Source organism: Bifidobacterium sp. JNUCC 75 (assembly GCF_054819865.1).
The window spans coordinates 1024656-1048798 of sequence record NZ_JBTHIF010000001.1 but is presented as its reverse complement, the minus strand read 5'-3'; the positions used below and the strand labels follow the sequence as shown (position 1 = coordinate 1048798).

The window sequence follows — 24143 nt, the reverse complement described above, 5'->3', positions numbered from 1 at the left end:
TTCCAACTGGTTGATTCACCTTTGAGATCAGTCCTTTATCGCACCTGCTGCGACTCCCGCAATGACATATTCCCGTGCGACCATCAGCAGTATTGCGGTTGGCGCCGAAGCCAGAACAGCTGCAGCCATCAATGGTCTCCATTCCGGATTCTGTACCCTATAAAATTATAAAGGCCCATCGTGAGGGACGCGCTCCAAGAGGCTGAGATGGGGCAATGACTGCAGACCTTGATGATAGGCATGACAGTCAGAGGACCTGGGGACGTTCCGCTTGAGCCAGAGCACGGCCGTGGGCGATCACAATCTTCCGACCGTGCTTGCGCCTGGACCGCTCAGTCGATCAGGCCCTCCAGCTGGCGGCGGTTGATCAGGGAGGGGATGACGCCTTCGTGGGCGACGCTGAAGCCGGCGGCCAGATTAGCAATGTGGGCGGCTTTGTCCAAGGAGCATCCGCTGCACAGATAGGAGGCCAGGGCGCTGATGAAGGCATCGCTGGCGCCGGTGTCGTCGATTGCTCGGGTCTCGTGGGCCGGGAAGTCCTTGTGTCCGCTGGCGGTGACCAGGGTGCAGCCGTGCTCGCCCAGGGTGATGATGACCTTGCCCACCCCGCCGTTGATGAACTGTTTCGCCTTGTCTACCACGGATCCTGGTCCGGGTACTAGGGTGTTCAACTCGTTCAGATTCGGGATCAGGATGTCGATTGAAGTCAGCAGGTCTTCAGGCAGGTGGTCGCAGGATGACGGTTTGACGATGGTGGCGGCCTGGTGGTGCTTGGCTGTTCTGCATGCCTCGGCGACGGTATCCATGGGAATTTCTGTTTGGATCAGGCAGTAGCCGGCGTTCCGGAAGATCTGATCGCGCTCGGTGATGTCGTCCGGGGTCAGAGACTCGTTGGCGCCTGCCACCAGGGAAATCATCGACTCGCCCTTGCTGTCGACGAAGATGTAGGCTTTGCCCGTGTCCGCGCCGGTGACTCTGCGCACACCGGTGGCATCCACATGGGCCTGCCTCATGGTTTTGTAGATGTAGTCTGCGGCTGGATCACTGCCGACATTGCCGATCAGGGAGACCTGATGCTGCAGCCTGGCCACGCCTACAGCCTGGTTGGTGGCCTTGCCGCCCGGTGTGGAGGCAAAGTTTCTGGTCGTGGTGGTCATGCCCGCCTTGGGCAGGTTGGGGGCGGTCAGGTAGGTGTCCACGTTGATACTGCCGACCACCACGATCTTCTTGCATTGCTGGTCCGGGGGCCGGCCGACAGTCTGCTCGCCGTCCAAGGCGAAGACGTGCTCGAAAGCCTCGCTTGGCTGGGATTCATGTTCGATGGTGTGGATGATCCGTCGGCACAGGTAGGTACCGAAGTCGGCATTGCGCATGACGTAGGACGATATCTCCGGGCTGCCTGGGTAGCGCAGATGCACGTTGGTGTCGTTCATCAGGGAGACCAGGGAGAGGTCCTGGGGCAGGCGGTAATGCATGGATTCGGCGAACTGGAGGAATTCCAGGGCATGGTGATAGTGGGATGCCACGATTCCGGTGACCTGCCGGTTCTCCAGGACTTGGGTCAGGTCCTCGCCAATGGTTTCCAGGACCATGTCAGTGTGGTATTGGATGTTGTGGTCGAACAAGCAGCGACGATAACCGTGCAGGAAACTCTGGGTCCGTCTGCCCGGCGAGAGCAGACAGGCGATGCTGGTGTGGTGGCGCTTGATCAGCTCTTCAGTAAGACTGTATGCAGCCTCCTCATAGGGCATGAGCGCGGTCCGGTCGTCTCCCAGGGGTCCAATGGTCAATTCGGGGATCCCTCCTGCCTCGATCTTGCCTTTCAAGGCCAGGCTTGTGCGGTCGATCGGCTCCCAGACCATACCATCCACTCGATGCTCAAGAGTGGCCAGGATGTTGCGTTCCTCCTGGTCGTGATTGCCGTAGCTGTTGAAAACCAGGGTGCCGTACCCCGACTTTTGTGCCTGCTGGATGATTCCGTCCAAGGTGGAGTCCATGGAGATGGATGAGCTCAGCAGGACTCCGATTCTCCAGGTGGTGGTGTTGGGTTTGGAGGATCCGTAGGGCGTGTAGTGGTACTTCCTGACCAGTTCAAGAACCCTGTCGCGCGTGGCGGCTGTGATGCTCGCGTCCCTGTGATTCACAATCTTGGAGACCGTCGATGTGGATACGCCGGCAAGCTGAGCAATGTCCTTGATGTTCATGTGGTTTCCTGTCCTCCTCATCTCTGACGCTCCGGCGAACGGCTCTGTCGACCTGTTGGATCTAGCGAATCAAGCTTACCTGAGAGATCGTCATCGGAGGTTTCGCATTTGACACCCCATCCGGCTGTTGATAGTCTCGGTCAATGAAAGTTGTTTACTAAAGTGGTTTCTCAAAGCGGTGATGCGGATCTGGCTGTGAGCGACGGCCATCTGCAGAAATCGACATTCAAGGACCAAAGGCGGTACGGATTATGAGCGCGCGATCGTTATGGAGAGGAATCACTGCGCAGTTTTCGACAAAATCCTTGGTGCTGATACCCATCGCAGTGGGCATCAACCTCATCGGCGGGACTCTGAGCTCTACCCTCAAACTGCCGCTCTTCCTGGACATGATTGGCACCACGGTCATCGCCTGTCTGTCCGGTCCCTGGGTGGCTGCCCTGTGTGGACTGCTGACCAACGTCTTCCTCGCCTTGGTGGCGAATCCGGTCTATCTGCCCTATGCGCTCTCCAGCGTTCTGTGTGGGCTGGTGATCGGATACATGGTCAAGGCCGGACTCTTCAAACGGATATGGGGAGTCGTCCTGGTCTGGCTGGCCTGCGCCCTGGTCAACACGGTCACCGCCTCTCTGATTACCGTGCTCGTCTACGGAGGCGCCACCGGGGTCAATGGCACCTCGGTCCTCACAGCTGCACTGGTGGTGGCTGTGAAGAACATCGTTATCTCTGTGCTCTCCTCCTCCATGCTGGAGAATCTGATTGACAAGGGCATCACCGTCCTGATTGCTTACGTGATTGTGCGTCGAATCCCCAAGCGTTTCCTGAGCCAGTACGCCCTGGACGGTAGCGAGGACCAGGCGGATCTGGACGATTTGGATGACCTGGATGAGGACGAAGACGAGGATGGGCATGAAGCGGCTGGAGCGTCCAGTCAAGAGAGTGCATCGCAGCCGGTGAAGGTCGACATCGGGGCAGAAGCTGATCGGGGCTCATCGCCAGGTACCCCCGCGGACTTGGATTGTGACCATACCCAAGGGTCTGAACGCTGATGCCTGGCCCTGAATCAAACGGGATTCCCGATTCTCCATTGGCTCGCATGCATCCCATGGCCAAGATCGTCGGCGTGTGCTCCTTGGGCTTGGCGACCTTGGTTTGGTCGGACTTTACCTTGGGTCTGGGAATCATCGTCATGCTCTTTATCGCAGCGGCTCTGGCTCGGGTGCTCCGGCCCTTCTCCGGCGTGATGCTGGGGTTCGGCATTCCCGTTACGCTCATGCTGCTGTTCATCCAGGGGTGCTACAGCCCGAGGAATACCAAGGTCATTCTTGACCTGGGATTTGCCGAGCTGGGTCTTGAAGGCAGCCTCTACGCGGCCAAAATCGTAGTGACACTTCTGGTCTTCCTGGGATCCTTCTACCTGACCAATAAAACTACCTACATGGGTCGCCTGGTTGCTGCTCTGACACAGATCGGCGTGCCTTCGAAGATCGGCTACCTGATTCTGGCCAGCCTGAATGTGGTCCCGCAGATGCAGCGCAGGATTGCGATTATCGAGCAGTCTCAGCATGCACGTGGCTTGGAGACTGGCGGCGGTTTGATTTCCCGGGCGCGGGCCTTCCTGCCCCTGCTCGGACCGGTGGTCCTTTCCTCCCTGACGGATTCGCAGGAGCGCGGAATGACCCTGGAGACCCGCGGCTTCGGCATCCGGGGAGTGCGGCAGACCAGCTACCTTGAGGTGGTATGGCGGCGCAGTGACACCGTCATGACCATCCTGTTCACCGTTTTTCTGGTGCTGGCCCTGATGCTCGCCTGCCTCTCGCGCGCAGGCATGATCACCTTGGCCATCCAGTGGGGAGGTCGGGCATGACCAAGGTCATACGAGTGGAGGACTTCTCCTTCAGATACCGTGATGCCGATCGGACCACCTTGAAGCGGGTGAGTTTCAGCGTCGAACAGGGCAGCTTCTTCTGCATCGTCGGAGCCAACGGGTCGGGCAAATCGACCCTGTGCAACGCCTTGGTCGGTCTGATTCCACACTATTTCGTAGGCAAATCCAAGGGAAGCGTCAGAATTAAGGACAGGGATGTAGCCACTTCGACCATTGCCGATCTGTCCAGACACGTGGGCCTGGTCTTTCAGAACCCCTTCAATCAGCTCTCTTATACGGCCGGGACCGTGGCCGAGGAACTGGCTTTCGGATTGGGCAATCATGGGGTTTCACGTGAAACCATGCATGCCAAGGTGGCTCGGGTGGCTGCTCTTATGCATATCGAGGATCTGCTCGACAAGAACCCTCTGGAGCTTTCCGGCGGCCAGGTGCAGCGGGTGGCCCTCGGCTCGACCTTGATCATGGAACCGGACATCCTGGTTCTGGACGAATGCACGGCCCAGCTGGATCCGCTTGGCAGCGAGGAGATCTTCGACATTGTCAAGCGACTCAACCAGGAGGGGATCACCGTAGTCATGGTCGATCACGATATGGAGCGGGTCGCTCGATGCGCTGACCAGGTTATGGTCATGGGAGCAGGCCGGGTTCGTGCCCTGGGCAGCCCTGAGGAGGTTTTCGCCGATCCCGAGACCGTGAAGTGGGGAATTGACATACCGGATTACGTCAAGCTCGGCAGAGGTTTGCAGGACGCAGGATTCGATCTGCCGGATCTGCCCGTACGCGAGGACCGGGCGGTACGCATGATTCGGGAGGCGCTGCGATGAAAATCGACCTGGAGCATCTGGAGTACGTCTACCCGCATGGCCATCGTGCCTTGGACGGAGTGAATCTGACCCTCGAAGGCGACCGGCCCGTGGCGCTGATCGGTCAGAACGGCGCCGGCAAGACCACCCTGGCCAAGCATCTGAACGGCATCCTTAGACCGACCGGTGGTCGGATCTTGATTGACGGCGTCGATCTGGCAACGGCGAACACGGCCCAGTGGGCCCGGAAGGTGGGGTACGTCTTTCAGAATCCCGACGATCAGCTCTTTCTGGACAGTGTGCGCAAGGAATTTGAGTTCGGTCCCCGGCAGCTTGGGTTCGATCAGGATCTGATAGGGCGACGTATGGAGCAGGTGGCTGAGTTAGTGGGTCTGGCGGACCGGTTGGACGATCATCCTTTTGATCTGAGCCCTACCGAGAAGAAGTTCTGCGCCATCGGCTCCGTTCTCATGATGGATACGGGTGCTGTGGTCTTCGACGAGCCCACATGCGGGCAGGACAAGGCTGGCAATGATCGACTGGCTGCCATCATCGCCCGTCTGCGGGACCAAGGCAAGCTCTGCATCACGATTTCCCACGACATGAAGTTCGTCACCCGCAACTTCCCCAGGGTTGTGCTCATGCAGCATGGCCGGGTCCTGCTGGATGGCAGCCGCGAGGAGGTCTTCGCCCGGGAGGATGTGCTCAAGCAGGCCTACGTGACGCCTCCGCCCATCACCCGAGTGGCACGGCAGGTCGGGTTGGAGGGCCCGGTCTTCACCGTTTCCGGCTTTGTCGAGGCAGCTCGGCGGGCCAAAGCGGGGGCAGGAATTTGAGTTTGGACACGACAAGAGCAAAAGGAGTGAAGGAATGACCAGACCACTGATCATCGACACGGACCCTGGCATCGATGATGCTGCGGCCATTACGATGCTGGTCGACGAGCCCAGCTTCGACATCAGGCTGATAGCCTCGGTGTCCGGCAATGTGGGCATCGGCCACACCACCAACAATGCCCTGAAGCTGCTGACCTTCCTGGGCAGGCACATCCCCGTGGCCCGTGGCGCTGCGGCCCCGCTCATGCGTGACAACAGGTTTGCCACCGAAGCCCACGGCAAGTCGGGGATGGGGTCATTCGTCTTTCCCGAGCCGGACACCAGCCTGCTGACCGAGAACAATGCGGTCCTGGAGGAGCGGCAGGTGCTGCTGGAGAGCGATGAGCCAGTCACCATCCTGACCCTGGGCCCTCTGACCAACATCGCCCTGCTGCTGGCCACCTTCCCGGAGGTCAAGGACCACATCGACCGGATCGTCATGATGGGAGGCTCCACCGGACGCGGCAACATCGGGGTCTATGGCGAGTTCAACATCTCCGTAGATCCTGAGGCTGCCAAGATGGTCTTCCGCAGCGGGCTGCCCGTGACCATGGTCGGCCTGGACATCGGTCGCAAGGCCCATCTGGTCGCCGGAGACCTGGACGACCTGGACGCAGCCGGCGAAGTGGGCGGCATGGTTGCCTCCCTCTTCCGGTCCTACGACGGCGGACATATCGAGGAGGGAATCAAGATGTATGACCCCTCCGCCGCCATGGTCCTGCTCCAGCCCGACCTGTTCACCATGCGCCAGGCCTTCGTGGATGTCGAGATTTCCAGTCCGCTCACCCTGGGCGCCACGGTGGTCGATTACGACGGCATCCTGGGCGGCAAGGCCAACGCCAGCGTCTGCGTGGACGTGGATGTGGACGGGTTCCGCTCCGCCTTTGTCGACAGGGTCGGCCGGGTCCAGCGCCAGTAGCTTCCGCATTGAGAAGAACCGAAAGGAAACTAAGGAAAAATGAGTGAGTCAACTGTCTCCGAGGAGCAGAAGAACGGCATACCCGTTCCCGAGGAGGGGACTCCCGAGTTCGCGAAAATGAACAAGATGGCTCGTGTGGCCATCCCGGTGGTCCTGATCATCTTCACCCTGGGCGTGCTCCAGCAGCAGGCCTTCGGCATGATTTACGTGAACATCGGCAAGCAGCTCAACCAGGCCAATCTGGCGCCGCTGATCACCTCACTGCCCGGCATCATCCTGGGAATCGTCTGCGTCATCTACGGATCCCTGGGCGATTTCGTCTCCCTGAAGAAGATGATGATTCTGGGCACGATCGTCTTCGTGCTGGGGTCGATTCTGGGATGCTTCGGCACCTTCAGCATCTGGATCGTCATCGCCGCCCGTGTGGTGCAGTCTGCCGGTTGGCAGGTTTCCGGCTCCATCTTCCTGGTTCTGGTCTCCAAGTATGTGGAGAAAAAGAAGCGCGTGCTCTGGTACGGCGTCTTCGTCGCTGTCTTCCGCTTCGCCGCCGCCTTGGGAGTCTTCCTGGCCGGCTACATGACCCTGCTTGACTGGCGCTGGCTCTTCGGCGTGGGCATCCTGGCCGTCTTCTTCATTCCCGTTTTGGCCAAGAACCTGCCCGACCAGCATGCAGCTGGCGTCAAGATCGACGGCATCGGCTTCACGCTAATTGGACTGTTCGCCGCTTCAGTGACCATGTTCTTCACCGACATCAACTGGGGCTGGGGCATCGCCTGCATCGTGACCCTCGTTGCATTCGTGGTGTACATCAACAAGGCCAGCAACCCCTTCATCACTCCGAAGATGCTGACCAACCCGGCATTTGCCATGACCATGACCGTCATCTTCGTCGGCTACTTCTTCAGCTACACCCTGAACGCCGGCGTCAACGCCATTGGTCTGAACGTGTACGGCATCGACTCCTCCAAGGTCTCCAACCTGCTGGTCTGGTCCATCATCCTTGCTGGCATCATGGGATTCGCTGCCGGGCCTATCATCCAGAAGATCGGGCGCAAGGCTTCGGTCATCCTGGCCCTGGCTTGCATGGGCGGCGGTCTGATCGCCATCGCTTTCCTGATTCCTGCCGGCAAGATCTGGGCCCTGGCTGTAGCGCCCTGCATCTACTACTTCGGCACCTCCTTCTTCTACCAGCCCATTGTTGACACCGCGACCCTGACCGTGGCTCCTGAGGAGTCCGGGCGTGTGCTCGGCTTCAACGACCTCCTGCAGGCCATCACCGGCTCTGTCGGCGTCGCTCTCTTCGGCCAGCTCATGGCCAACGGATCCATGGGTTCGGGCAGCCTGGCCGGCACTGCGCAGGGCCTGGCCTCGACCTACGCCAATGTCTTCATGATCGGCGGCGTGATCATCCTGCTAGGCTTGGTGCTCTTCATCTGCTCCATGAAGATGATCTACAGCCACTCCCGCGTGGCTGAGGACGAGGACTGATCTTCCGAGCTGCTTAATTGAGAGAACCGGGTCTGGGATTTACTCCTGGGCCCGGTTCTTGTCCATAAGGGTGTGGACAGAATTCCGTTGGGCATGATGGGCATATCTTCCGCAACACCGTTGGCTGGTGGACAGTCTTCGATCTAAAAATGTCCGGATTATGGATGCCGGTTGGGCGTTTGCATCCTGGTGCTCTAGCATCGTGGCCATGGAGAAAACGACATCACTGCAGCCTTGGTTGCCCAAGGGTGTCTTCTTCTATATCGATGCCCGATGGCGTTGATGTTTTAGCCGGTTCTTCTTCTAATTCCTGGATTTACCTCTTTACCTCGGTGTTTGAGGTTGTTCTTTTATTATCTGCGGACAGACTGCCACAGGAAATCCATATCTATGGCCTGCTGAATCGGCATCAGGTGAGGTTCATCTGCCGTTTCCAAACCGCAGTACTTGACTTAGGAAGTGCCCTAATGACTATCAACGTAACCATGGAATCTAGCCGATTCTCCAGTGACCTCGATGCCCTGGCCATCTACAGACGGCTGTGCACCAGGTATCGGGAGGATCAGCTTTTCCTCCTGGAGTCTCTAAGTGGCCCAGATAAGGACCGGAATCGCTCAGCCATCGGGTTCGAGCCAATGCTGACCCTGAGTGTGACGGACCATGTCATGACCATCGATCCTTTGGGCAATGCTCGACTGACAGGAATCCTGGAGACATTTGGCCGGATTGAGCAGGGGGTGGTCCACCATCCGGCCCCCGACATCAAGGAGGTCTTTGCAGTGCTGAGGCGGCTGGAATCCTCCTTCGCCATCAGCGGTGACCACGAAGGCCCTTTCGGGATGGGCTGGTTCGGCTACTTCGGGTATGACACCATCTTCATGATTGAGGATCTGGAGGAGCATATACCAAGGGACGCGGCCTTGCCGGTCATCTCGTTGACGCTTTATCGGGGAATCATCACCTTGGATCTGAAGGCCGGCGACCACTGTGCTACTTTAATTCATGTCGAAGAGGACACTGCTGAGTGTGGCATTCCACGGGGCGAGGAAAATTTGCGAGAGTGCGGATCTTCTGCACAGTCTGGTCCACAGATCCAGAATATGGCAACCGAAAGCGGGGAGACCAGGCATGGATCTGCGCTGTTAGAAGATTTGCTGGAGTTGCTGCAATCCGACGCAACGCTGGGGCAAACTTCTGAGTCGGATGCTACTCGTACCGGCATTCAGGGTGGCATTGGGCCGGACTATCCATACGAGGCCCATGACACAATCGATCGGGATCGTTTTTATCAATGGTTTGCCAAGGGCAAGGAGCACATAGCCGAGGGTGATGTCTATCAGCTCCAGCTCGGGCATGAGATCGAGGTGGATTCCCGCATTCCGCCCTTCCAGGTCTATCAGCGACTGCGTCTGCAGGATCCATCCCCCTATATGTATTACTTCGTGACCCCCCAAGGGGTGCATGTCATCGGAGCCAGTCCTGAGCTTTTCATTGGGCTGACCCCTGATGGCGATATAACCCTGCGGCCCATCGCCGGGACGGTCGGCAATCCCGGAGATGAGGAGGCCCGCCAGTCGGCCATCAGGCAGCTGACCGGCGACCCCAAGGAGCGGGCCGAGCACCTGATGCTGGTGGACCTGGGTCGCAACGATGTAGCCAGGTGCTGTACTCCCGAATCCTTGGAGGTGGACCGGCTGATGACCACCGAGGTCTACTCCCACGTTATTCACATGGTCTCGGATGTGATCGGCCGGATCCGGCCTGGCCTGGACAAGTACGACGTCTTCTCGGCAGCCTTCCCCGCCGGTACCATGACAGGAACCCCCAAGGTACGTGCCGTGGAAATCATTGAGGAGACCGAGGTCAGTTCGCGCGGGGTGTACGCCGGGGCAGTGGGTTTCCTCGGATTCGACGGTATGGTCCTGACTGCACTGTGCATACGGACGGCCTCCTACCATTCCGGCAGCTATCACCTGCGCGCATCGGCCGGGATCGTTGAGGACTCCCAGCCGGAGAGCGAGTGGCAGGAGACCATGAAGAAGATGAGTTCGGCCTACCTGGCCATCACCGGAAAGGAGCTGGCCCATGAAAGTCTTGCTCGTTGATGCCTTTGACAGTTTCGTCTATGTGGTCAAGAACTACGTGGACCTGCTGGGCGCTGATACGACCATTGTCCGGGTGAACCGCCTTGCGCAGGTGGATCCGCTCGCCTTCGACGCGGTCATTCTGGGCCCCGGACCGGGTCGTCCGGAGGACTGCGGCTACCTGGAGTTTCTTGATCAGGTGGCAGGAAGGAAGCCGGTCTTCGGCATCTGCTTGGGCATGCAGGCCATCGCGGTACATGCCGGAGCTCAGGTGGTCAGGGCCTCCAGTCGTCAACATGGCAAGGTGAGCGGGATAAGAAACGACGGGAAGGGCTGCTTCAAGGGCCTGCCCGATACTTTCGACGTGACCAGATACCACTCTCTGGTTGCCGATGAGACCTCGGTCAGTCATGTTGCCGATCTGGAGATCAGCGCGCGCTCGCTTTTGGATGGCTATGTTATGGGTCTGAGGCGTGACCGGTCGCTCATGGAAGGTGTCCAGTTCCACCCCGAGAGCATCGGCAGCCAGTATGGTCACCAGGTGATTGCCAATTTCTTCCAGGAGTACTGCGGTTCATCAGACGGGGACTGACTCATCAGGCCAGGCCGGGTTCCTTTCCGTATAATCCGCCATGTAGTAAGCAAGGCTGTGTTTCCTCTCTATCGGTCTTGCAAGATGCTGTGGCGAGGTTCAGCTCGGAAACCCATGGCCTGATACTCACATAGTCAGAGGGGTTCGCGTGATCACTCTCTGATTCGTAGGTCAAGAAAGACTAGAGTGGGTTGTCCGCGCATGGCAGGTCGCCCGCTCACGGGATCGGTCAGTCAGGACATCTCGCTGCGACCCTGACGCCAATATCCCATGAAAGAGACGTTGCTCCGGTCCATCCCTCGGTCTCTGACCAACATGCGCCTCAGCTCGCGGACGGTGGCTGCCTCTCCGGCGATCCAGGCGTACAGGTCGTCGGCACGAATGGAGGCATCGGCTTGGGCGGCATCGGCAGTCTCCCAGAGCAGTTCTTTGTCGATATCAATCTCTGAGAATTCCTTGGAAGATTCAGCGGCTGCGGCCGTAGGCGAATGGATCGGCAGGTCCTCCAACAGGTTACGCATGGCTTCGATGAGGGCGCGCCCATGTCCGGATTCGTCGCAGGTCGTCCAGATGACGCGGATTCCTTCGAGTTCGGGCAGTGGAAGACGATCCTCTTCGATAGGTACTTCAATCAATGCCACCCCGTCGCCCTGCCAGTGGTCGCGGATCAGACTGTCCATTATGGCGGCGATGGCTGGTACCGCTGTCTCATCGCCCACCAGGAGAAGATGTCTGGACTGACCCGGGTGAAAGTCCATCCCAGCGACCGGTCCTCCGGCCTGCGCATTAGGACCGATGATGATGGCCTGGTCGCCAGGTTTTGCAGCCTCTGCAAAGGCTCCAGCAGGTCCGGCATGATCGTGGATGACGAAGTCCACATCGATTTGCTCGCTCTCGGGCCTGACCTTGCGAACCGTATAGGTGCGCATGGGATTGCGACTCTCTGCGGGCAGGGTCCTCCACTTTTGATACCAGGCGAGCGGATCCTCAGGGGTCGCCTCAAAGAAGGAAGGGGGCGGCACGGATCCGTCGGGAAGGGGCAAAAGGATTTTGATTCGCTCATCGTACCCGGCGTCTGCAAAAATCTTCAGATCCGGTCCCTGGAAGACGATTCGCTTGAAGTGGGGCGAGAGCGTTTCTGCTCTGGCTACGGAGACACGGAAGGGGATCAAGGGTACAGGATGATTGTCGGCTTGGCGTTCCACGGCTGGCTCTCTTTCGGTTGAGGTTTATGGGTCGATCTTGGTGTCGGGTTGTCGTCGTTCAGGTTGTGGCAGTTTGTGACTTTGTGGCTTGAGACCTCGCGGTTCAGGACGTCGGGGTCAGCGATGTGGGGAGCAGGACGAGAGGTTTTACATCATTGGGTTGTTTGGTGTCGTCCTGCCGCGTCATCCCAGTGTACGTGTACATTGCAAGCCCCGCCAGAGTGGGCTTTGAGACTATGGAGGGGTGTCGGGGTCATCAAGGGGGCACCGGTGGACCCATCGGTCACCACAGTGGAAGCGATGTCGAATACCTCGCTGACCAGGTTCTCGGTCATGACCTCATCGGGAGCGCCCAAGGCGACCCTCCTGCCATCCTTGATGGCCAGGATCCAATCCGAGTATCTGGCAGCCATGTTCAGGTCGTGGAGGACCATGACCACCGTGACACCCTCCTGCCTGTTCAGGGTGCTCAGCAGGTCAAGCACCTCAAGCTGGTAGGCGATGTCCAGGTAGGTGGTCGGCTCGTCAAGAAGGAGTATGTCGGTCTGCTGGGCCAGGGTCAGAGCAATCCAGGCCCGCTGGCGTTGGCCTCCGGACAGGCGGTCGATTGGGCACCCCGCCATATCGGCCAGTCCGGTCAGGGCGAGGGCTCGTTCCACTGCCTTTTCATCCTTGGTGGTCCACCGTTCGACGAAGTGGTGGTGGGGATATCGGCCGCGAGCAACTAGGTCGGCGATGGTGATGCCGGCGGGGGCTGACGGGTTCTGCGGCAGCAGCCCCAGAATCGTCGCCACCTTGCGGGTGGGCATGCTGGTGATGGGTTCTCCGTCCAGCGTGACGGCCCCCGACGCCGGTTTCAGAATCCTAGCCATGGCCTTGAGAAAGGTCGACTTCCCGCACCCGTTGGGTCCGATGATGGATCCCATCGTGTGTGGAGGTATATCAAGACTCAGATCCTCGATGACCGTACGTCCGCCATAGGTGAGGCGAAGGTGCGAGGCGGCCAGCCGATGCTCGCTGCTCCAGGAGTCGTGTGCCGGGGGTGACGTCATGATGTTCAGAGCTCCTGTCTGCGGGTCATGAGGACCATGATCGCGATGAGGACGGGTCCGCCCACAATGCTGGTGATGATGCCGACCGGCACCTGGGCCGAGGGCAGATGTTGGGCGACGATGTCCGAACCCAGAACCAGGCAACCTCCTACCAGGCCTGACTGGATAAGGGCTGATGCTCCCCGGCCGACCAGGACCGTGGCGATGGGGCCGGAGAGGAACGAAACGAAGGAGATGGGACCGGTGGTCGCTGTCGCGACAGACAGGAGGAGCACGCCTACGATAATCACCTGAAACTGAACACGGCTTACCCTGACGCCCAGTCCTGCGGCCATCTCCGGTCCCAGCTGTAGGGTGCTGATATTCCTGTCGAGTGCCAACAAGAGCGTGGCGCCGAGCAGTGTTGTTGTTGCCAGTATCGGCAGATCGGTCCACTGGGCATCGGCCAGGCTGCCCGTCAGCCATCTGGTCGCAGCCTGGATGTTCCATTGGTCGCTACGAATCATCAGCCAGGAGCCCAGTGCGTTGAACCCTGCGGCTACTCCTATTCCGATCAGTATCAGCCGGGTCGGGTCAAACGAACCGCGCCAGGCCAGGGCCATGACCAGGAGGGCTGTCAGGAGACCACCCATGACCGCCAGGCAGGCCAGAGGCATGCCCGACAGACCCAATACGACAATGCCGAAGATGGCAGCAGTGTTGGCTCCGGCAGTAATGCCGATGATGTCCGGGCTGGCCATCATGTTGCGCAGGAGATGCTGGAAACCAATTCCGGCCATGCCGAATGCGATGCCGGCGACACAGCCAATTAGTGTCCGGGGCATGCGCAGTTGGAGAATCACGAACCTGGTGCCTTCGTCTGACTGCCCCCAAACCACTCCAAGCAGGTCGCTCATGGAGTAGACGCGATGTCCTAGGGCCAGATCGGCCAGTGCGAGAGCGACCAGGAGTATCACAAGTAGGACGGTAACTGTCAGCGAACGAATGGCATGGGCCCGTCGTATCCGCTGCAGGTCGGTCATCGCATCGGGTTTACCCGAATCATGAAGGAGACAAGCATCCATGCCTATACCTCCGCGGTTCTTCTGCGCCCGGCCAGAATCACGAATACAGGAGCCCCAATCAGTGCCGTGACGATGCCGACCTCTACATCGGATGGACGGGTGATTATCCTGCCCACCACGTCGGCGCCAACCACCAGAAGGGGGCCGATGAGGATGCTCAGAGCCATGATTCGTCTGTAGTCGGGTCCTATAAGCAGTCGTGCCACATGGGGGACCACCAATCCGACGAAGCCAATCGGACCCGCCAGTGCCGTACAGGAGGCGCAGAGGAGTATAGCCGCAAGCCAGGCCAGGCTGCGGACACGTCCGACGTGCATCCCCAGCCCTTCGGCCATCTGGTCCCCCAGGGTCAAAGCGTTGATTCCGGGCGTCAGGCAGAAGGCGAGCAGCAGCCCAAGAGCAAGAAGAGGCAGGACCGGCATCATGAGGTCGAACCGGGCGCCCGAGATCCCGCCCACCTGCCAGAAGCGATATGAGCTGATGACGTTGACGCGCGGCAGAAGGATGGCGGAGGTAAGGGACCCCAGTACAGAACTGATCACGACACCGGCCAGGGTCAGCCGCAGGGGCGATGGGCCGGATGGACCCAGGGATCCTATAGCCCAGACGACCAGTGCGGTCATCGCGCTGCCCAGCAATCCCACCCAGACATACTGGGCTGGCGTTGAAAGGGAGAAGAAGGCCACGGAGCAGACGATTGCAAGAGCTGCCCCCGTGTTGAAGCCCAGAATCGACGGGTCCGCCAGCGGGTTGCGGGATATGCCCTGCATCAGGGTCCCGGCCACCCCGAGCCCGGCACCGACCAGGAGGCCGAGGACGGTGCGGGGAATTCTCAGGCGGATGGCCGAGACCGCGATGTCATCCGAGGAGGCGGACAGGGCATTGAGGATGTCGGAAAGGCTGACGGAACGGGAGCCGAATACCAGGGATAGGGCGCAGACTATGACCAGACAAGCCGCCAGAATCAGCCCGGACAAAACCATGGGTCCGGTTCTCTTGCGATGCATGACGGCCTGTCGAGTATCAGGGCGCGGTGTCATTTCTGACCGCATATCGGCGCTCCCTCTTCCTTTCCCATCCCTTCCCTGCGGGGCCGAATCAGATCTTGGCGGCAGCCTCGTCCAGAAGCCCTGCGTAGGTGTCGGTCGTCTTCCGGATGGACAGGGCCGAGGGGTCAAGGGCGTTGGCCATCTCGCTGTCGTTGTCGATGACCACAACGGATCCGCGCTCAACTGCGGGAATCTTGGAAAGGAGGGGGTCCTTGCGCATCGCTTCAAGCAGGTCCGGAGTGCCGTAGGTGACGATGATGTCGACGTCCTTGTACCTGTCGGCATGCTCGGAGGAGATCTCCATGTAGAAGTCCTTGGTGCTCTTGGAGTCCTCCTTGATGGACTCCGGAGTCTCCAGTCCCAGGTCGTTCAGGAATTGCGGCCGGGCGTCTGAGGTGGTGTAGACGCTGAACTTGGAGAGTTTGGAGGCATCGAAGTACATGACCGCCCCGGTCTTCTCCCTGATTGCTGAGTGGGTTTCTCCGGCCTTTGCGATGCGCTCCTCCAGGTCGGCTATCAGCTTCCTTCCCTTTTCGGGTTCTCCGATGGCCTGGGCCGTGGCGGCGATGACCTTGCGCCAGGGGTCGCCCCAGGCAACCTTCTGATAGGCGATGGTGGGCGCGATCTTGCTCAAGGTGTCGTACTGCTTCTTGGTCATGCCGGAGAGCAGGCCGATGATCAGATCGGGTTTGGATGCGGCGATGGCCTCGACATCGATGCCGTCTGATTCGTCATGCAGCTTGGGCATGTCCGCCTTGTCCACATGCATGTCATCCAGGGCATCCTTGGTCCAGGTCAGGTATCCGCCATCGACGGTCTTGCCGAAGGCATTCTTCTGGATGCTGACCGGCACGACCCCCAAGGCGATGAGGTTGTCGGGAGTGGCCCATCCGACGGTGGCGATGCGCTTGGGCTTGGAGGGTATGGAGGTGGTGCCGTAGACGTGGTCGATCTTGATGGGGAAGGAGCCTTGCTCCTCCGAGGCTTTTGGCTGGCTGGATTGGCCTGCCTGCGAGCCCGACCCGCAGGCTCCCAGAAAGAACAGGGCGCTTGCCAGCACCAGGATGACTGCGATAGTGCGCTTGAATCGAGTGAGGGAAAGGAGTGGTCGAATGTGCATGTGGTTCCTTTGATCGTGCTGTCGAATTGGCATGGTGCACCAGAGCCAGACACCAGATGTAGCATCGGCACGATGGGAAGAAAAGAGTTGATTTCCTTGATTGCATGTGTTAAACGGAGCATATGCCGACCACAGTGTCCTTGCGATCAAGGGCATGAATAACTTGATGAACTCGGGCCTTCTTGCCACTGCGTAAACCATCCTCAACCACTAAGGCCTTGAATGAGGTTAGGCCTACCATGTTGGACGTGGATCACGGGACTTACCCCCGTCGTCGCCTCTTCGTCATGACCATGCTGGTAATAATGGAGTATCCGCTAGCCTCGGGGTGAGGAAGCCCGGGGGAGAGACCTGGAAGGATGGTAGGCCACTATGGTTGGTATGCGCGATGTCGCCCGGGCCGCGGGGGTTTCGATCAGCACAGTCTCCCTGGTGGTCAACGGTACCGGCTACGTCTCGGACGAGATGAAGGCCAGGGTCCATTCGGCCATGGAGAACCTTGACTACATACCCAACGAGCTGGCCAGGAACCTCTACCGCAACCGGACAGACATCATCGGGGTCATTGTGCCCACGATCCGCCACCCCTTCTTCGCTACACTCACGGCCAGCCTGCAACGGGTCCTTTACCAGCACGGTTTTCGCACCATCCTCTGTTCCACAGTCGATGTGAACCAGGATGTGGATCAGTACGTCGACATGCTCCGTAGACATATGATGGACGGAATCATCATGGGGGCCCACACCACTTATCCTGCCTCCTACTGGACCTCCATCGGGCGCCCATTGGTGGCCTTTGACCGCTACCTGGGCCCCGGCATCCCTGTCGTCGCCTCCGACCACGAGGGTGGGGGGCGCTCCGTGGCTGATATCCTGCTCGGATCCAAAGCCCGTCACGTAGTTATGATCGGCGGCCCACGCGAGCAGTTCCATGACATGCCTCGGGCTGGTTCCAACCGGGGAAGGTCGGCGAAAAGCCTTACAGACCCTATTCAACGGGGGGGCGGAGGCCTGGACACTACCTTCCCCACGGTTCGTTACTACCTGACGCTGGAACACGCGCTGGACCAGGCCGAGGTCCGATACGAGTACGTAGAGGCTGGGGCTGTCGAGAGTCTGGAGGGCTATGCCAGGGCGGTCAACCATGTGCTCGACTCCTATGACGACGTCGACGCCGTGGTTAGTTCGGATATTGGGGCGGCGTATTGCGTCCAGGAGGCCATACGGCGGGGTATCAGGATTCCGGACGACCTTCAGGTGATCGCCTACGACGGCACCTACCTGGCTGATGCGGCCGGCATGAGGCTGACCGCACTCCAACAGAACTTCGACAGGATAGCCGAACTTCTGGGCCGGCGGATCATTGAGTCCATCGAGGCCGACGAGAAGAGGGACAATGCTCGGAGGTCGGGCAGGCCCTCCGGAGGCGGCAGGACCCAAACCGGTGGCAGCGGTCGCGAGTGCCGGGACAGGGGTGCGTATTCCGCGGCCCGTCGTGGTGGCCAGGGCGGCGTGTTCGACGGGGAGGATCCACATGCAGGTCCGGATTCGGTAGCGGAATCTGCCATGGATGGGAACAGATTCGTGCATACTGTGGCAGATGTGATTCCTCTGCACGTAAGAATCGGCGAGACCACCAAAGCCAACTGAATCGGCATTTGGCCGGGCCCTTCCCAGAGATGAGCCTGACCGGATCCAAAGGCTGGCGGTTATGTTCCGGTGTGGAGTCAGGACTCCAGTGCGCCATGTGCGCTCTTCAAATGTATCGAACCGGTTTTATGATACTATCGAACCTGTTCGTCAGACGTGGCGACGACGGGTTCGATATTGCGTTTGGCGTCTCTTTGGGGAGAGCTGTGACGTGCAGGGCTAGCAGGGCAGATGACCTAAGGAGGCTTCATGGATAACAAGGTCCAACTGATTGCATACGCGGACCGGTTCGGGGACGGTACGCTGGCCTCTCTCACCCATCTCCTGCGCACCCGCTTCCAAGGGGTCTACGAAGGTGTGCATATCCTCCCCTTTTTTGCCCCCTACGACGGGGCTGATGCCGGTTTCGACCCCATCGACCACACCCAGGTGGACCCCCGTTTGGGGACGTGGGATGATGTGACCGAACTCAGCCGTACCCACGACGTGATGGTGGACACCATCGTCAACCACATGTCATGGAAATCCAGCCAGTTCCAGGATGTGATGGCCCGCGGGCAGGGTAGCCCTTACTACGGCATGTTCCTGACCATGTCGACGGTCTTCCCTGACGGGGCCACCGAGTCCGACCTGGCCGGCATTTACCGCCCGCGTCCGGGCCTGCCCTTTACCCAATACACCTGGGCGGGCGAGACGCGCCTGGTCTGGACCACCTTCACCCCCCAGCAGGTTGACATCGACACCGACTCCCAGGGTGGATGGGAGTACATCCTCTCCATCCTGGACCGGCTGGCGGCCAGCCATGTGCGCTACATACGGTTGGATGCCGTGGGCTACGGAGCCAAAGAGGCGGGCACCAGCTGTTTCATGATTCCCAAGACCTTCGAGCTGATCGGGCGGATTAAGGAGGAGGGGGCCAGACGTGGCCTGGAGACCCTGATTGAGGTCCACTCCTACTACAGAAAACAGATTGAAATCGCTTCCAAGGTTGACAGGGTCTATGATTTCGCCCTGCCCCCTCTCCTGCTTCACGCCCTTTACACAGGAGATGTGGCAGCGCTCGAACACTGGATTCAGGTACGTCCCCAGAACGCGGTGACCGTGCTTGACACCCACGATGGAATCGGGGTGATCGACATCGGCTCCGATCAACTCGACAGGAACCTGAAGGGGCTGGTCAGTGACCAGGCGGTGGACAACCTGGTCAGGACCATCCACGAGCGCACCGGGGGCCAGTCGGCCGAGGCCACCGGTGGGGCCGCCAGTAATCTTGACCTCTATCAAGTGAACAGCACCTACTACTCGGCCCTGGGCTGCAACGACCAGGCATACCTGGCCGCCAGGGCAGTCCAGTTCTTCCTGCCCGGAGTGCCCCAGGTTTATTACGTGGGGGCTATGGCTGGGCCCAATGATATGAACCTCCTGCACCAGACGGGTAATGGGCGTGACATCAACCGCCATCGTTATTCCACCATGGAGGTGGATGAGAATCTTCGCCGGCCGGTGGTCAGGGCGCTCAATGCACTCTGCCGCCTCCGCAATGGGCTGGATGCCTTCGACGGGTCCTTCTCCAGCCGGATGACGGATACAGGCCTCCTCCTGGACTGGGCCGGGCAGGCCAGCTGGGCCCGGCTGGCTTTCACACCTGCCCGGGGTCTGGGCGGGGATGCCATGGTGCCTGTCGCCAGCCTCGAATGGGAGGACGGTCAGGGGAGTCACCGTTGCAGGAACCTTCTTGAACTGGAAGGGCTGGTTCAACGGGTCTGAGCTAGACTCAGTGGCAGGCATGTGATCGCACACATGGCCCCGTGCAGGCGATCCTGCGAACTGCCCGGGGCGGTGCGGGGAGACGGAGGCTGATGTGAAACGGTTCTTCAACCAGAACAACGTCTTCTTCAGGTTCATGGGCATTCTTTTCGACCTGATCGAGCTCAATCTGATTACTCTGATCTTCTGCATACCCGTTTTCACGGCTGGAGCCGCCTTCGTCGCTATGCACTACGTTCTCTGGCACATGGTCCGTGGAGAGGATTCCTACATAGCCACGCAGTTCTGGCACTCCTTCAAAGATAATTGGAAGAATGCCACAGTCATCTGGTTCCTGGTCATGATCGTCGGCCTGATTATGTGGGTTGACGTGCATGCCATGGGAGAACTGTCGCGGTCGGGGCGGGGCCTTCTGGAGGTCATCTTGATCGTAGTTGCCCTGCTCATCGTATCCGTGGCCGAATATGCCTTCTTTCTGCTTTCCCGGTACGAGAACACCGCCATCCAAGCCCTGACCAATGCCGGCAGGCTGGCCCTGGGATTCCTCCCACGGACCTTGGCCATGACCGTTATCACCATAGGGGCCGCTGTTCTCTACGTTGCATACCTGGTCTACCTGCTCCCTCTCGTGCTCCTGCTAGGGTTCACTCTCCCTCAATACTGTTGCGCCTGGCTTTACAACCCGATTTTTAAAAGAATGGAAGAGGGCAGGAAAGGCGGACCTGACTCAGGCGCGGGGCAGGCCTGTTAGCGGTAGGCGTGTCGCAAGGTTTGCCCCTGGCATTCGCGAACATTTCCAGGGGTTTGTGTTGCTCCCGTTTCGGTGGACTCGTGAATCAGCCCCTTTGACAACGAGTGTAGGCTGCATGTAGTATCGAACCGGTTAGATACATAAGACAGGTTCGTATCGAACCGGTTAGATGTACCTGAATCCATGCCGGTGTCAGCCCAAAGCCAGCACCGGTCACGGGCAACGCGGCTCAGCTGTAGAAGGTAGAAAGGCGGCAACGATGAGAATATTGAAGAAGAGCCCCGCAGTGAAGCGGGCGGGTGCGATTGTATTGACAACACTCCTGTCAGTTGGCATGTTGGGGGCCTGCGGATCGGGTTCCAACTCCAGTTCGGGGTCATCGGGCACCAAAATCACCATATTCAACTCCAAGTCGGAGATTCAGTCCCAGATGGAGAAGATGGCCAAGGAGTACTCGCAGAAGAAGGGCGTAGATGTCCAGGTCTACTCCTCCAACGACCCTGTGGTGGCCCATCTATCCACCAAGTACGCATCTAACGACCCTTACACCATCTCCATGGTGGATCCCAAGGATATATACTCGCTGGCCAAGGACCACGCCATCGACCTGAGCGACCAGAAGTGGGTCAAGGACACCAAGTACGCACTGAAAATAGACGACAAGGTCTACGGTTTCCCGGTCAGCATCGAGGCCAGGGGTCTGCTCTACAACGCCGATGCCATCAAGAAGGTCACGGGCAAGGAGTTCAAGCCCGAGGACTACAAGACCCTCTCAGCCTTCAAGGGTCTGATCAAGGAACTCCAGGCCGGAGGGATGGAGCATCCCACAGGTGTCCTCAAGGAGGAAGGGTTCCTAGTTGGCCATTATCTTACCCAAGTTTATGAGGAGCGCAAGGATCCTGATGCCTTCATCAAGAGCCTGCACGAGGGTGGGGTCGACCTCGATAAGGACGCCAAATTCACCGCCCTCATGGACACCTTCGATGTGCTCAAAGACAACAACTATGCTAAGGCCAACGCCGTCTCGGCTGAGCGCGAGGTGACAGAGCAGAATCTGGCCGAGGGGAAGATCGCTTTCATGTTCGGCGGCAACTGGGACTGGTCTGTTATCAAGGACTATGACTATACCGAGAACATGGGGGAGATGCCCGTCCCCCAGGACACCGAGGATGGCAGTAACGAGAAGCTGGTTGGCGGCGGCTCCAAGTTCTTCTTCATCGACTCCTCCGATAAAACCTCCGACAAACAGCGCAAGGAGGCTGAGGACTTCCTCAACTGGTTGGTATATGACAAGGAAGGTCAGTCCTTCATCGTCAATGACTGCTCCCTGATCTCTCCCTTCACCAACAACAAGCTAGATGTCAAAGACCCCTTGAGCAAGTCAGTCGAGAAGTACACTGATGCCGACAAGCTGATTCCCAACTATAACCATCTGCCCGATGACCACTACTCCGTCCTAGGGGCCAACTTCCAGAAATACCTAGCAGGTCAGGAGGACAGGGCTTCCCTGGCCAAGGACATTCAGAACTACTGGAAGTCGGCCAAGATCTACGAGGCTGGAAAGTAACTGCCCACTACACAGCCGGGCGGGGACCGGCCCTCTGTCACCCCCGCCGGGCCAGGGCAAGCCTGATAATCATGAAAAGAAGCAAACTCTCTTACAAGGTGGGGCAGTTCCTCATGTTTGCGGGCCCTGCCGCCATCTTCTTCTGTGCCGTGGTGATCGTCCCTTTCATTTACGGCCTCTACCTGACCCTGACCAACTGGGATGGGATATCCAACCACAAGCCCTTCGTGGGCTTGTCCAACTACCGTCAGGCCTTTGCTGACACTGCCTACTGGCAGGCCATGGGCAGAACCGTCATCTACTCGGTAATCTCAGTCATCCTGGTCAATGTTGTAGCCTTCCTCCTGGCTTACCTGGTGACCAGTGGGATCAAGGGGCAGAACTTTTTCAGGGCCGCCTTCTTCATACCCAACCTGATCGGTGGAATCGTGCTGGGATATGTCTGGAAGTTTGTCTTCAACCGGGCCTTCGTGGCCATCGGGGAAGCCGTCACATCCCATACGACATCCTCCCTCCTGTCCACGCCCAACGGGGCCATGTTCTGCCTGATCCTGGTCTCGGTCTGGCAATATGCGGGCTACATGATGCTGATTTATGTGGCCGGGTTCATGAGTGTGGACCAGAGCCTAAAGGAGGCAGCGGAGATTGATGGCTGCTCCAAGGCTCAGGCCATGGTGAAGGTGACCATACCCCTAATGAGGTCATCATTTGTCCAGTGCATCTTCCTGAGCACGACGCGGTGTTTCATGGTCTACGACCTCAACCTCTCGCTGACTAAGGGTGAACCGTTCAACTCCTCAGTCATGGCGGCCATGCACGTATACAACAAGGCTTTCGTGTACAAGAACTACGGGGTGGGTCAGTCCGAAGCCCTCCTCCTCTTTGTAGTGTGCGCGGTCATCGGCCTCCTCCAGGTCTATTTCGGTAAGAAGGGCGAGGTGGAAGCTTGATGAGTGCAGCAACAAAACAGATGCAGGCAGGGGCCATCCAAGGGGAGGAACCTCGCAAGCCCAAGATGGGCGTGGGCACCAGGATCGGGCACGGCCTGGTCTGGCTGGTTCTGATCGTTCTCCTCTTCGCTTTCCTGGCCCCCTTCCTCCTGGTGGTCATCAACGTCTTTAAGACCAAGGCGGACATCACCTCCAAGCCTCTGACCCTGATCGGCCGTCATGGGTTCACCTTTCAGAACTTCCCTGAGGCCATGGAAAAGATGGACTTCTGGACGGTCCTGGGCAACTCCCTCTTCGTGACCATCTGCGCCACGATCCTGACTGTCCTCCTGTCGGCCATGGCGGCCTATGTAATCGTCCGCAACCCCACCTGGAAGGCGGGGGCCATCCTCTTCACCCTGATGGTGGCTTCCATGGTCATCCCCTTCCAGGTGATCATGGTCCCCCTGGTTTCGGTCTACGGCGGGATGCTCCATGTGCTCAACAGTCGGATTACTCTGATCCTCATGCATGTCGGCTTCTCGGTCTCCCTGGCCACCTTCATGTTCCACGGGGCCATCAAGACCAACATCCCTATGGAGCTGGAGGAAGCAGCAGAGATCGACGGCTGTGGCAAGTGGAGGACCTTCTGGCGGATCGTCTTTCCCCTCCTGAAGCCCACGGTGGCCACGGTGACGATCATCGAGGCTATGGCTTTCTGGAACGATTACCTCCTGCCCTCCCTGGTGCTGGGCCGCAAGGAGCTTTACACCATCCCTATCGCCACACAGGTCTTCTACGGAACTTATTCCACAGATATCGGTCTGGTCATGGCGGCCCTCCTCCTGGCCATGCTCCCCATTCTGGTCCTGTACGTCTTCCTCCAGCGGTATGTGGTTGAGGGCGTGACCTCAGGGGCTGTCAAAGGCTGAGCAAGAATTCCCCATCGCGGATCCTCCCGCCCCTGTCGGACGCACCGCCTGTTTCCTGCACTTGGTTTCGGGCCAGTCTCTTACGGCCCAAAATCGAGACGATGGATACAGGTGGTGTGGCGGGCCGATCATGACGATGGGGTGTCTGCCGGTGTTTGACGCCGTGCGAGTCAGCCCGTGAAAAGCGGTTCAATTGTTCTGTTT

Annotated in this window: 18 protein-coding genes and 2 pseudogenes; 14 read left to right on the top strand and 6 right to left on the bottom strand. The window is 59.1% G+C overall.

The genetic code is table 11. The features are described 5' to 3' along the window. Positions 1–332: 332 nt before the first annotated feature. The gene (locus ACVWNW_RS04395; RefSeq protein ID WP_454483233.1) at positions 333–2204 is read right to left on the bottom strand and encodes a PfkB family carbohydrate kinase; all 1872 of its coding nucleotides are present in this window, start codon (positions 2202–2204) and stop codon (positions 333–335) included. Between the two features lie 251 nt (positions 2205–2455). On the opposite strand from ACVWNW_RS04395, the pseudogene ACVWNW_RS04390 reads away from it, so the two are divergent. The 8 genes and pseudogenes from ACVWNW_RS04390 to ACVWNW_RS04355 all read left to right on the top strand — a co-directional run. Continuing rightward, a pseudogene (locus ACVWNW_RS04390) lies at positions 2456–3106 on the top strand (ECF transporter S component); the annotation flags it as partial. A gap of 146 nt (positions 3107–3252) precedes the next feature. After that, positions 3253–4071 carry an energy-coupling factor transporter transmembrane component T gene (locus tag ACVWNW_RS04385; protein WP_454483231.1) on the top strand — a complete coding sequence of 273 codons (819 nt, stop codon included), beginning with the start codon at positions 3253–3255 and terminating at the stop codon, positions 4069–4071. Continuing rightward, complete coding sequence (locus ACVWNW_RS04380; RefSeq protein ID WP_454483229.1) at positions 4068–4916, top strand: energy-coupling factor ABC transporter ATP-binding protein; 849 nt, start codon at positions 4068–4070, stop codon at positions 4914–4916. Before ACVWNW_RS04385 ends, ACVWNW_RS04380 begins: the two co-directional genes overlap by 4 nt. Further along, positions 4913–5731, top strand: a complete 819-nt coding sequence (locus tag ACVWNW_RS04375) for an energy-coupling factor ABC transporter ATP-binding protein (RefSeq protein WP_454483227.1) — start codon at positions 4913–4915, stop codon at positions 5729–5731. The genes ACVWNW_RS04380 and ACVWNW_RS04375 overlap by 4 nt, the downstream gene beginning before the upstream one ends. A 34-nt stretch (positions 5732–5765) precedes the next feature. Further along, positions 5766–6689: a nucleoside hydrolase gene (locus ACVWNW_RS04370; RefSeq protein WP_454483225.1), complete on the top strand. Its 924-nt coding sequence runs from the start codon at positions 5766–5768 to the stop codon at positions 6687–6689. Positions 6690–6728: 39 nt separating this feature from the next. Further along, positions 6729–8177, top strand: coding sequence for an MFS transporter (locus ACVWNW_RS04365; protein WP_046323515.1), 1449 nt, complete (start codon positions 6729–6731; stop codon positions 8175–8177). A 467-nt stretch (positions 8178–8644) separates the two neighbouring features. Next, positions 8645–10282 carry an anthranilate synthase component I family protein gene (locus ACVWNW_RS04360; protein WP_454483223.1) on the top strand — a complete coding sequence of 546 codons (1638 nt, stop codon included), beginning with the start codon at positions 8645–8647 and terminating at the stop codon, positions 10280–10282. Further along, positions 10263–10853: an anthranilate synthase component II gene (locus ACVWNW_RS04355; RefSeq protein WP_313840931.1), complete on the top strand. Its 591-nt coding sequence runs from the start codon at positions 10263–10265 to the stop codon at positions 10851–10853. Before ACVWNW_RS04360 ends, ACVWNW_RS04355 begins: the two co-directional genes overlap by 20 nt. 233 nt (positions 10854–11086) lie before the next feature. Here ACVWNW_RS04355 and ACVWNW_RS04350 read toward each other — a convergent pair whose 3' ends face one another. From ACVWNW_RS04350 to ACVWNW_RS04330, 5 genes are all read right to left on the bottom strand, one after another. Continuing rightward, positions 11087–12058: a siderophore-interacting protein gene (locus ACVWNW_RS04350; RefSeq protein WP_198216329.1), complete on the bottom strand. Its 972-nt coding sequence runs from the start codon at positions 12056–12058 to the stop codon at positions 11087–11089. A 152-nt stretch (positions 12059–12210) separates the two neighbouring features. Continuing rightward, positions 12211–13110, bottom strand: a complete 900-nt coding sequence (locus ACVWNW_RS04345; protein WP_046323511.1) for an ABC transporter ATP-binding protein — start codon at positions 13108–13110, stop codon at positions 12211–12213. 5 nt (positions 13111–13115) lie between these two features. Then, a complete protein-coding gene (locus ACVWNW_RS04340) occupies positions 13116–14174 on the bottom strand; it encodes a FecCD family ABC transporter permease (protein ID WP_144177849.1) in 1059 nt (352 codons plus the stop codon). A 2-nt stretch (positions 14175–14176) separates the two neighbouring features. Beyond that, positions 14177–15181 (bottom strand): FecCD family ABC transporter permease, encoded by a 1005-nt coding sequence (locus tag ACVWNW_RS04335; RefSeq protein WP_461196323.1) that lies wholly within the window; start codon positions 15179–15181, stop codon positions 14177–14179. A 91-nt stretch (positions 15182–15272) separates the two neighbouring features. Next, complete coding sequence (locus ACVWNW_RS04330) at positions 15273–16343, bottom strand: iron-siderophore ABC transporter substrate-binding protein (RefSeq protein WP_454483217.1); 1071 nt, start codon at positions 16341–16343, stop codon at positions 15273–15275. 372 nt (positions 16344–16715) lie between these two features. Between ACVWNW_RS04330 and ACVWNW_RS04325 the strand changes: the two are divergent. The 6 genes and pseudogenes from ACVWNW_RS04325 to ACVWNW_RS04300 all read left to right on the top strand — a co-directional run. Further along, positions 16716–17762 (top strand): annotated as a pseudogene (locus tag ACVWNW_RS04325) (LacI family DNA-binding transcriptional regulator); the annotation flags it as partial. Between the two features lie 480 nt (positions 17763–18242). Then, a complete protein-coding gene (gene gtfA, locus ACVWNW_RS04320) occupies positions 18243–19760 on the top strand; it encodes a sucrose phosphorylase (protein ID WP_454483215.1) in 1518 nt (505 codons plus the stop codon). 94 nt (positions 19761–19854) lie between these two features. After that, complete coding sequence (locus ACVWNW_RS04315) at positions 19855–20511, top strand: YesL family protein (protein ID WP_454483213.1); 657 nt, start codon at positions 19855–19857, stop codon at positions 20509–20511. Positions 20512–20770: 259 nt separating this feature from the next. Then, positions 20771–22078, top strand: a complete 1308-nt coding sequence (locus ACVWNW_RS04310; RefSeq protein ID WP_454483211.1) for an ABC transporter substrate-binding protein — start codon at positions 20771–20773, stop codon at positions 22076–22078. A gap of 71 nt (positions 22079–22149) precedes the next feature. After that, on the top strand, positions 22150–23028 hold the full coding sequence (locus ACVWNW_RS04305) for a carbohydrate ABC transporter permease (RefSeq protein WP_454483209.1): 879 nt from the start codon (positions 22150–22152) through the stop codon (positions 23026–23028). Continuing rightward, the gene (locus ACVWNW_RS04300; protein ID WP_454483207.1) at positions 23028–23939 is read left to right on the top strand and encodes a carbohydrate ABC transporter permease; all 912 of its coding nucleotides are present in this window, start codon (positions 23028–23030) and stop codon (positions 23937–23939) included. Before ACVWNW_RS04305 ends, ACVWNW_RS04300 begins: the two co-directional genes overlap by 1 nt. Positions 23940–24143 lie beyond the last annotated feature (204 nt).

Coding starts and splice junctions, on each gene's coding strand:
- ACVWNW_RS04395 (WP_454483233.1), bottom strand. CDS start 2,204: ATGAACATCAAGGACATTGCTCAGCTTGCCGGCGTATCCACATCGACG.
- ACVWNW_RS04385 (WP_454483231.1), top strand. CDS start 3,253: ATGCCTGGCCCTGAATCAAACGGGATTCCCGATTCTCCATTGGCTCGC.
- ACVWNW_RS04380 (WP_454483229.1), top strand. CDS start 4,068: ATGACCAAGGTCATACGAGTGGAGGACTTCTCCTTCAGATACCGTGAT.
- ACVWNW_RS04375 (WP_454483227.1), top strand. CDS start 4,913: ATGAAAATCGACCTGGAGCATCTGGAGTACGTCTACCCGCATGGCCAT.
- ACVWNW_RS04370 (WP_454483225.1), top strand. CDS start 5,766: ATGACCAGACCACTGATCATCGACACGGACCCTGGCATCGATGATGCT.
- ACVWNW_RS04365 (WP_046323515.1), top strand. CDS start 6,729: ATGAGTGAGTCAACTGTCTCCGAGGAGCAGAAGAACGGCATACCCGTT.
- ACVWNW_RS04360 (WP_454483223.1), top strand. CDS start 8,645: ATGACTATCAACGTAACCATGGAATCTAGCCGATTCTCCAGTGACCTC.
- ACVWNW_RS04355 (WP_313840931.1), top strand. CDS start 10,263: ATGAAAGTCTTGCTCGTTGATGCCTTTGACAGTTTCGTCTATGTGGTC.
- ACVWNW_RS04345 (WP_046323511.1), bottom strand. CDS start 13,110: ATGACGTCACCCCCGGCACACGACTCCTGGAGCAGCGAGCATCGGCTG.
- ACVWNW_RS04340 (WP_144177849.1), bottom strand. CDS start 14,174: ATGGATGCTTGTCTCCTTCATGATTCGGGTAAACCCGATGCGATGACC.
- ACVWNW_RS04335 (WP_461196323.1), bottom strand. CDS start 15,181: ATGCATCGCAAGAGAACCGGACCCATGGTTTTGTCCGGGCTGATTCTG.
- ACVWNW_RS04330 (WP_454483217.1), bottom strand. CDS start 16,343: ATGCACATTCGACCACTCCTTTCCCTCACTCGATTCAAGCGCACTATC.
- gtfA (WP_454483215.1), top strand. CDS start 18,243: ATGGATAACAAGGTCCAACTGATTGCATACGCGGACCGGTTCGGGGAC.
- ACVWNW_RS04310 (WP_454483211.1), top strand. CDS start 20,771: ATGAGAATATTGAAGAAGAGCCCCGCAGTGAAGCGGGCGGGTGCGATT.
- ACVWNW_RS04305 (WP_454483209.1), top strand. CDS start 22,150: ATGAAAAGAAGCAAACTCTCTTACAAGGTGGGGCAGTTCCTCATGTTT.
- ACVWNW_RS04300 (WP_454483207.1), top strand. CDS start 23,028: ATGAGTGCAGCAACAAAACAGATGCAGGCAGGGGCCATCCAAGGGGAG.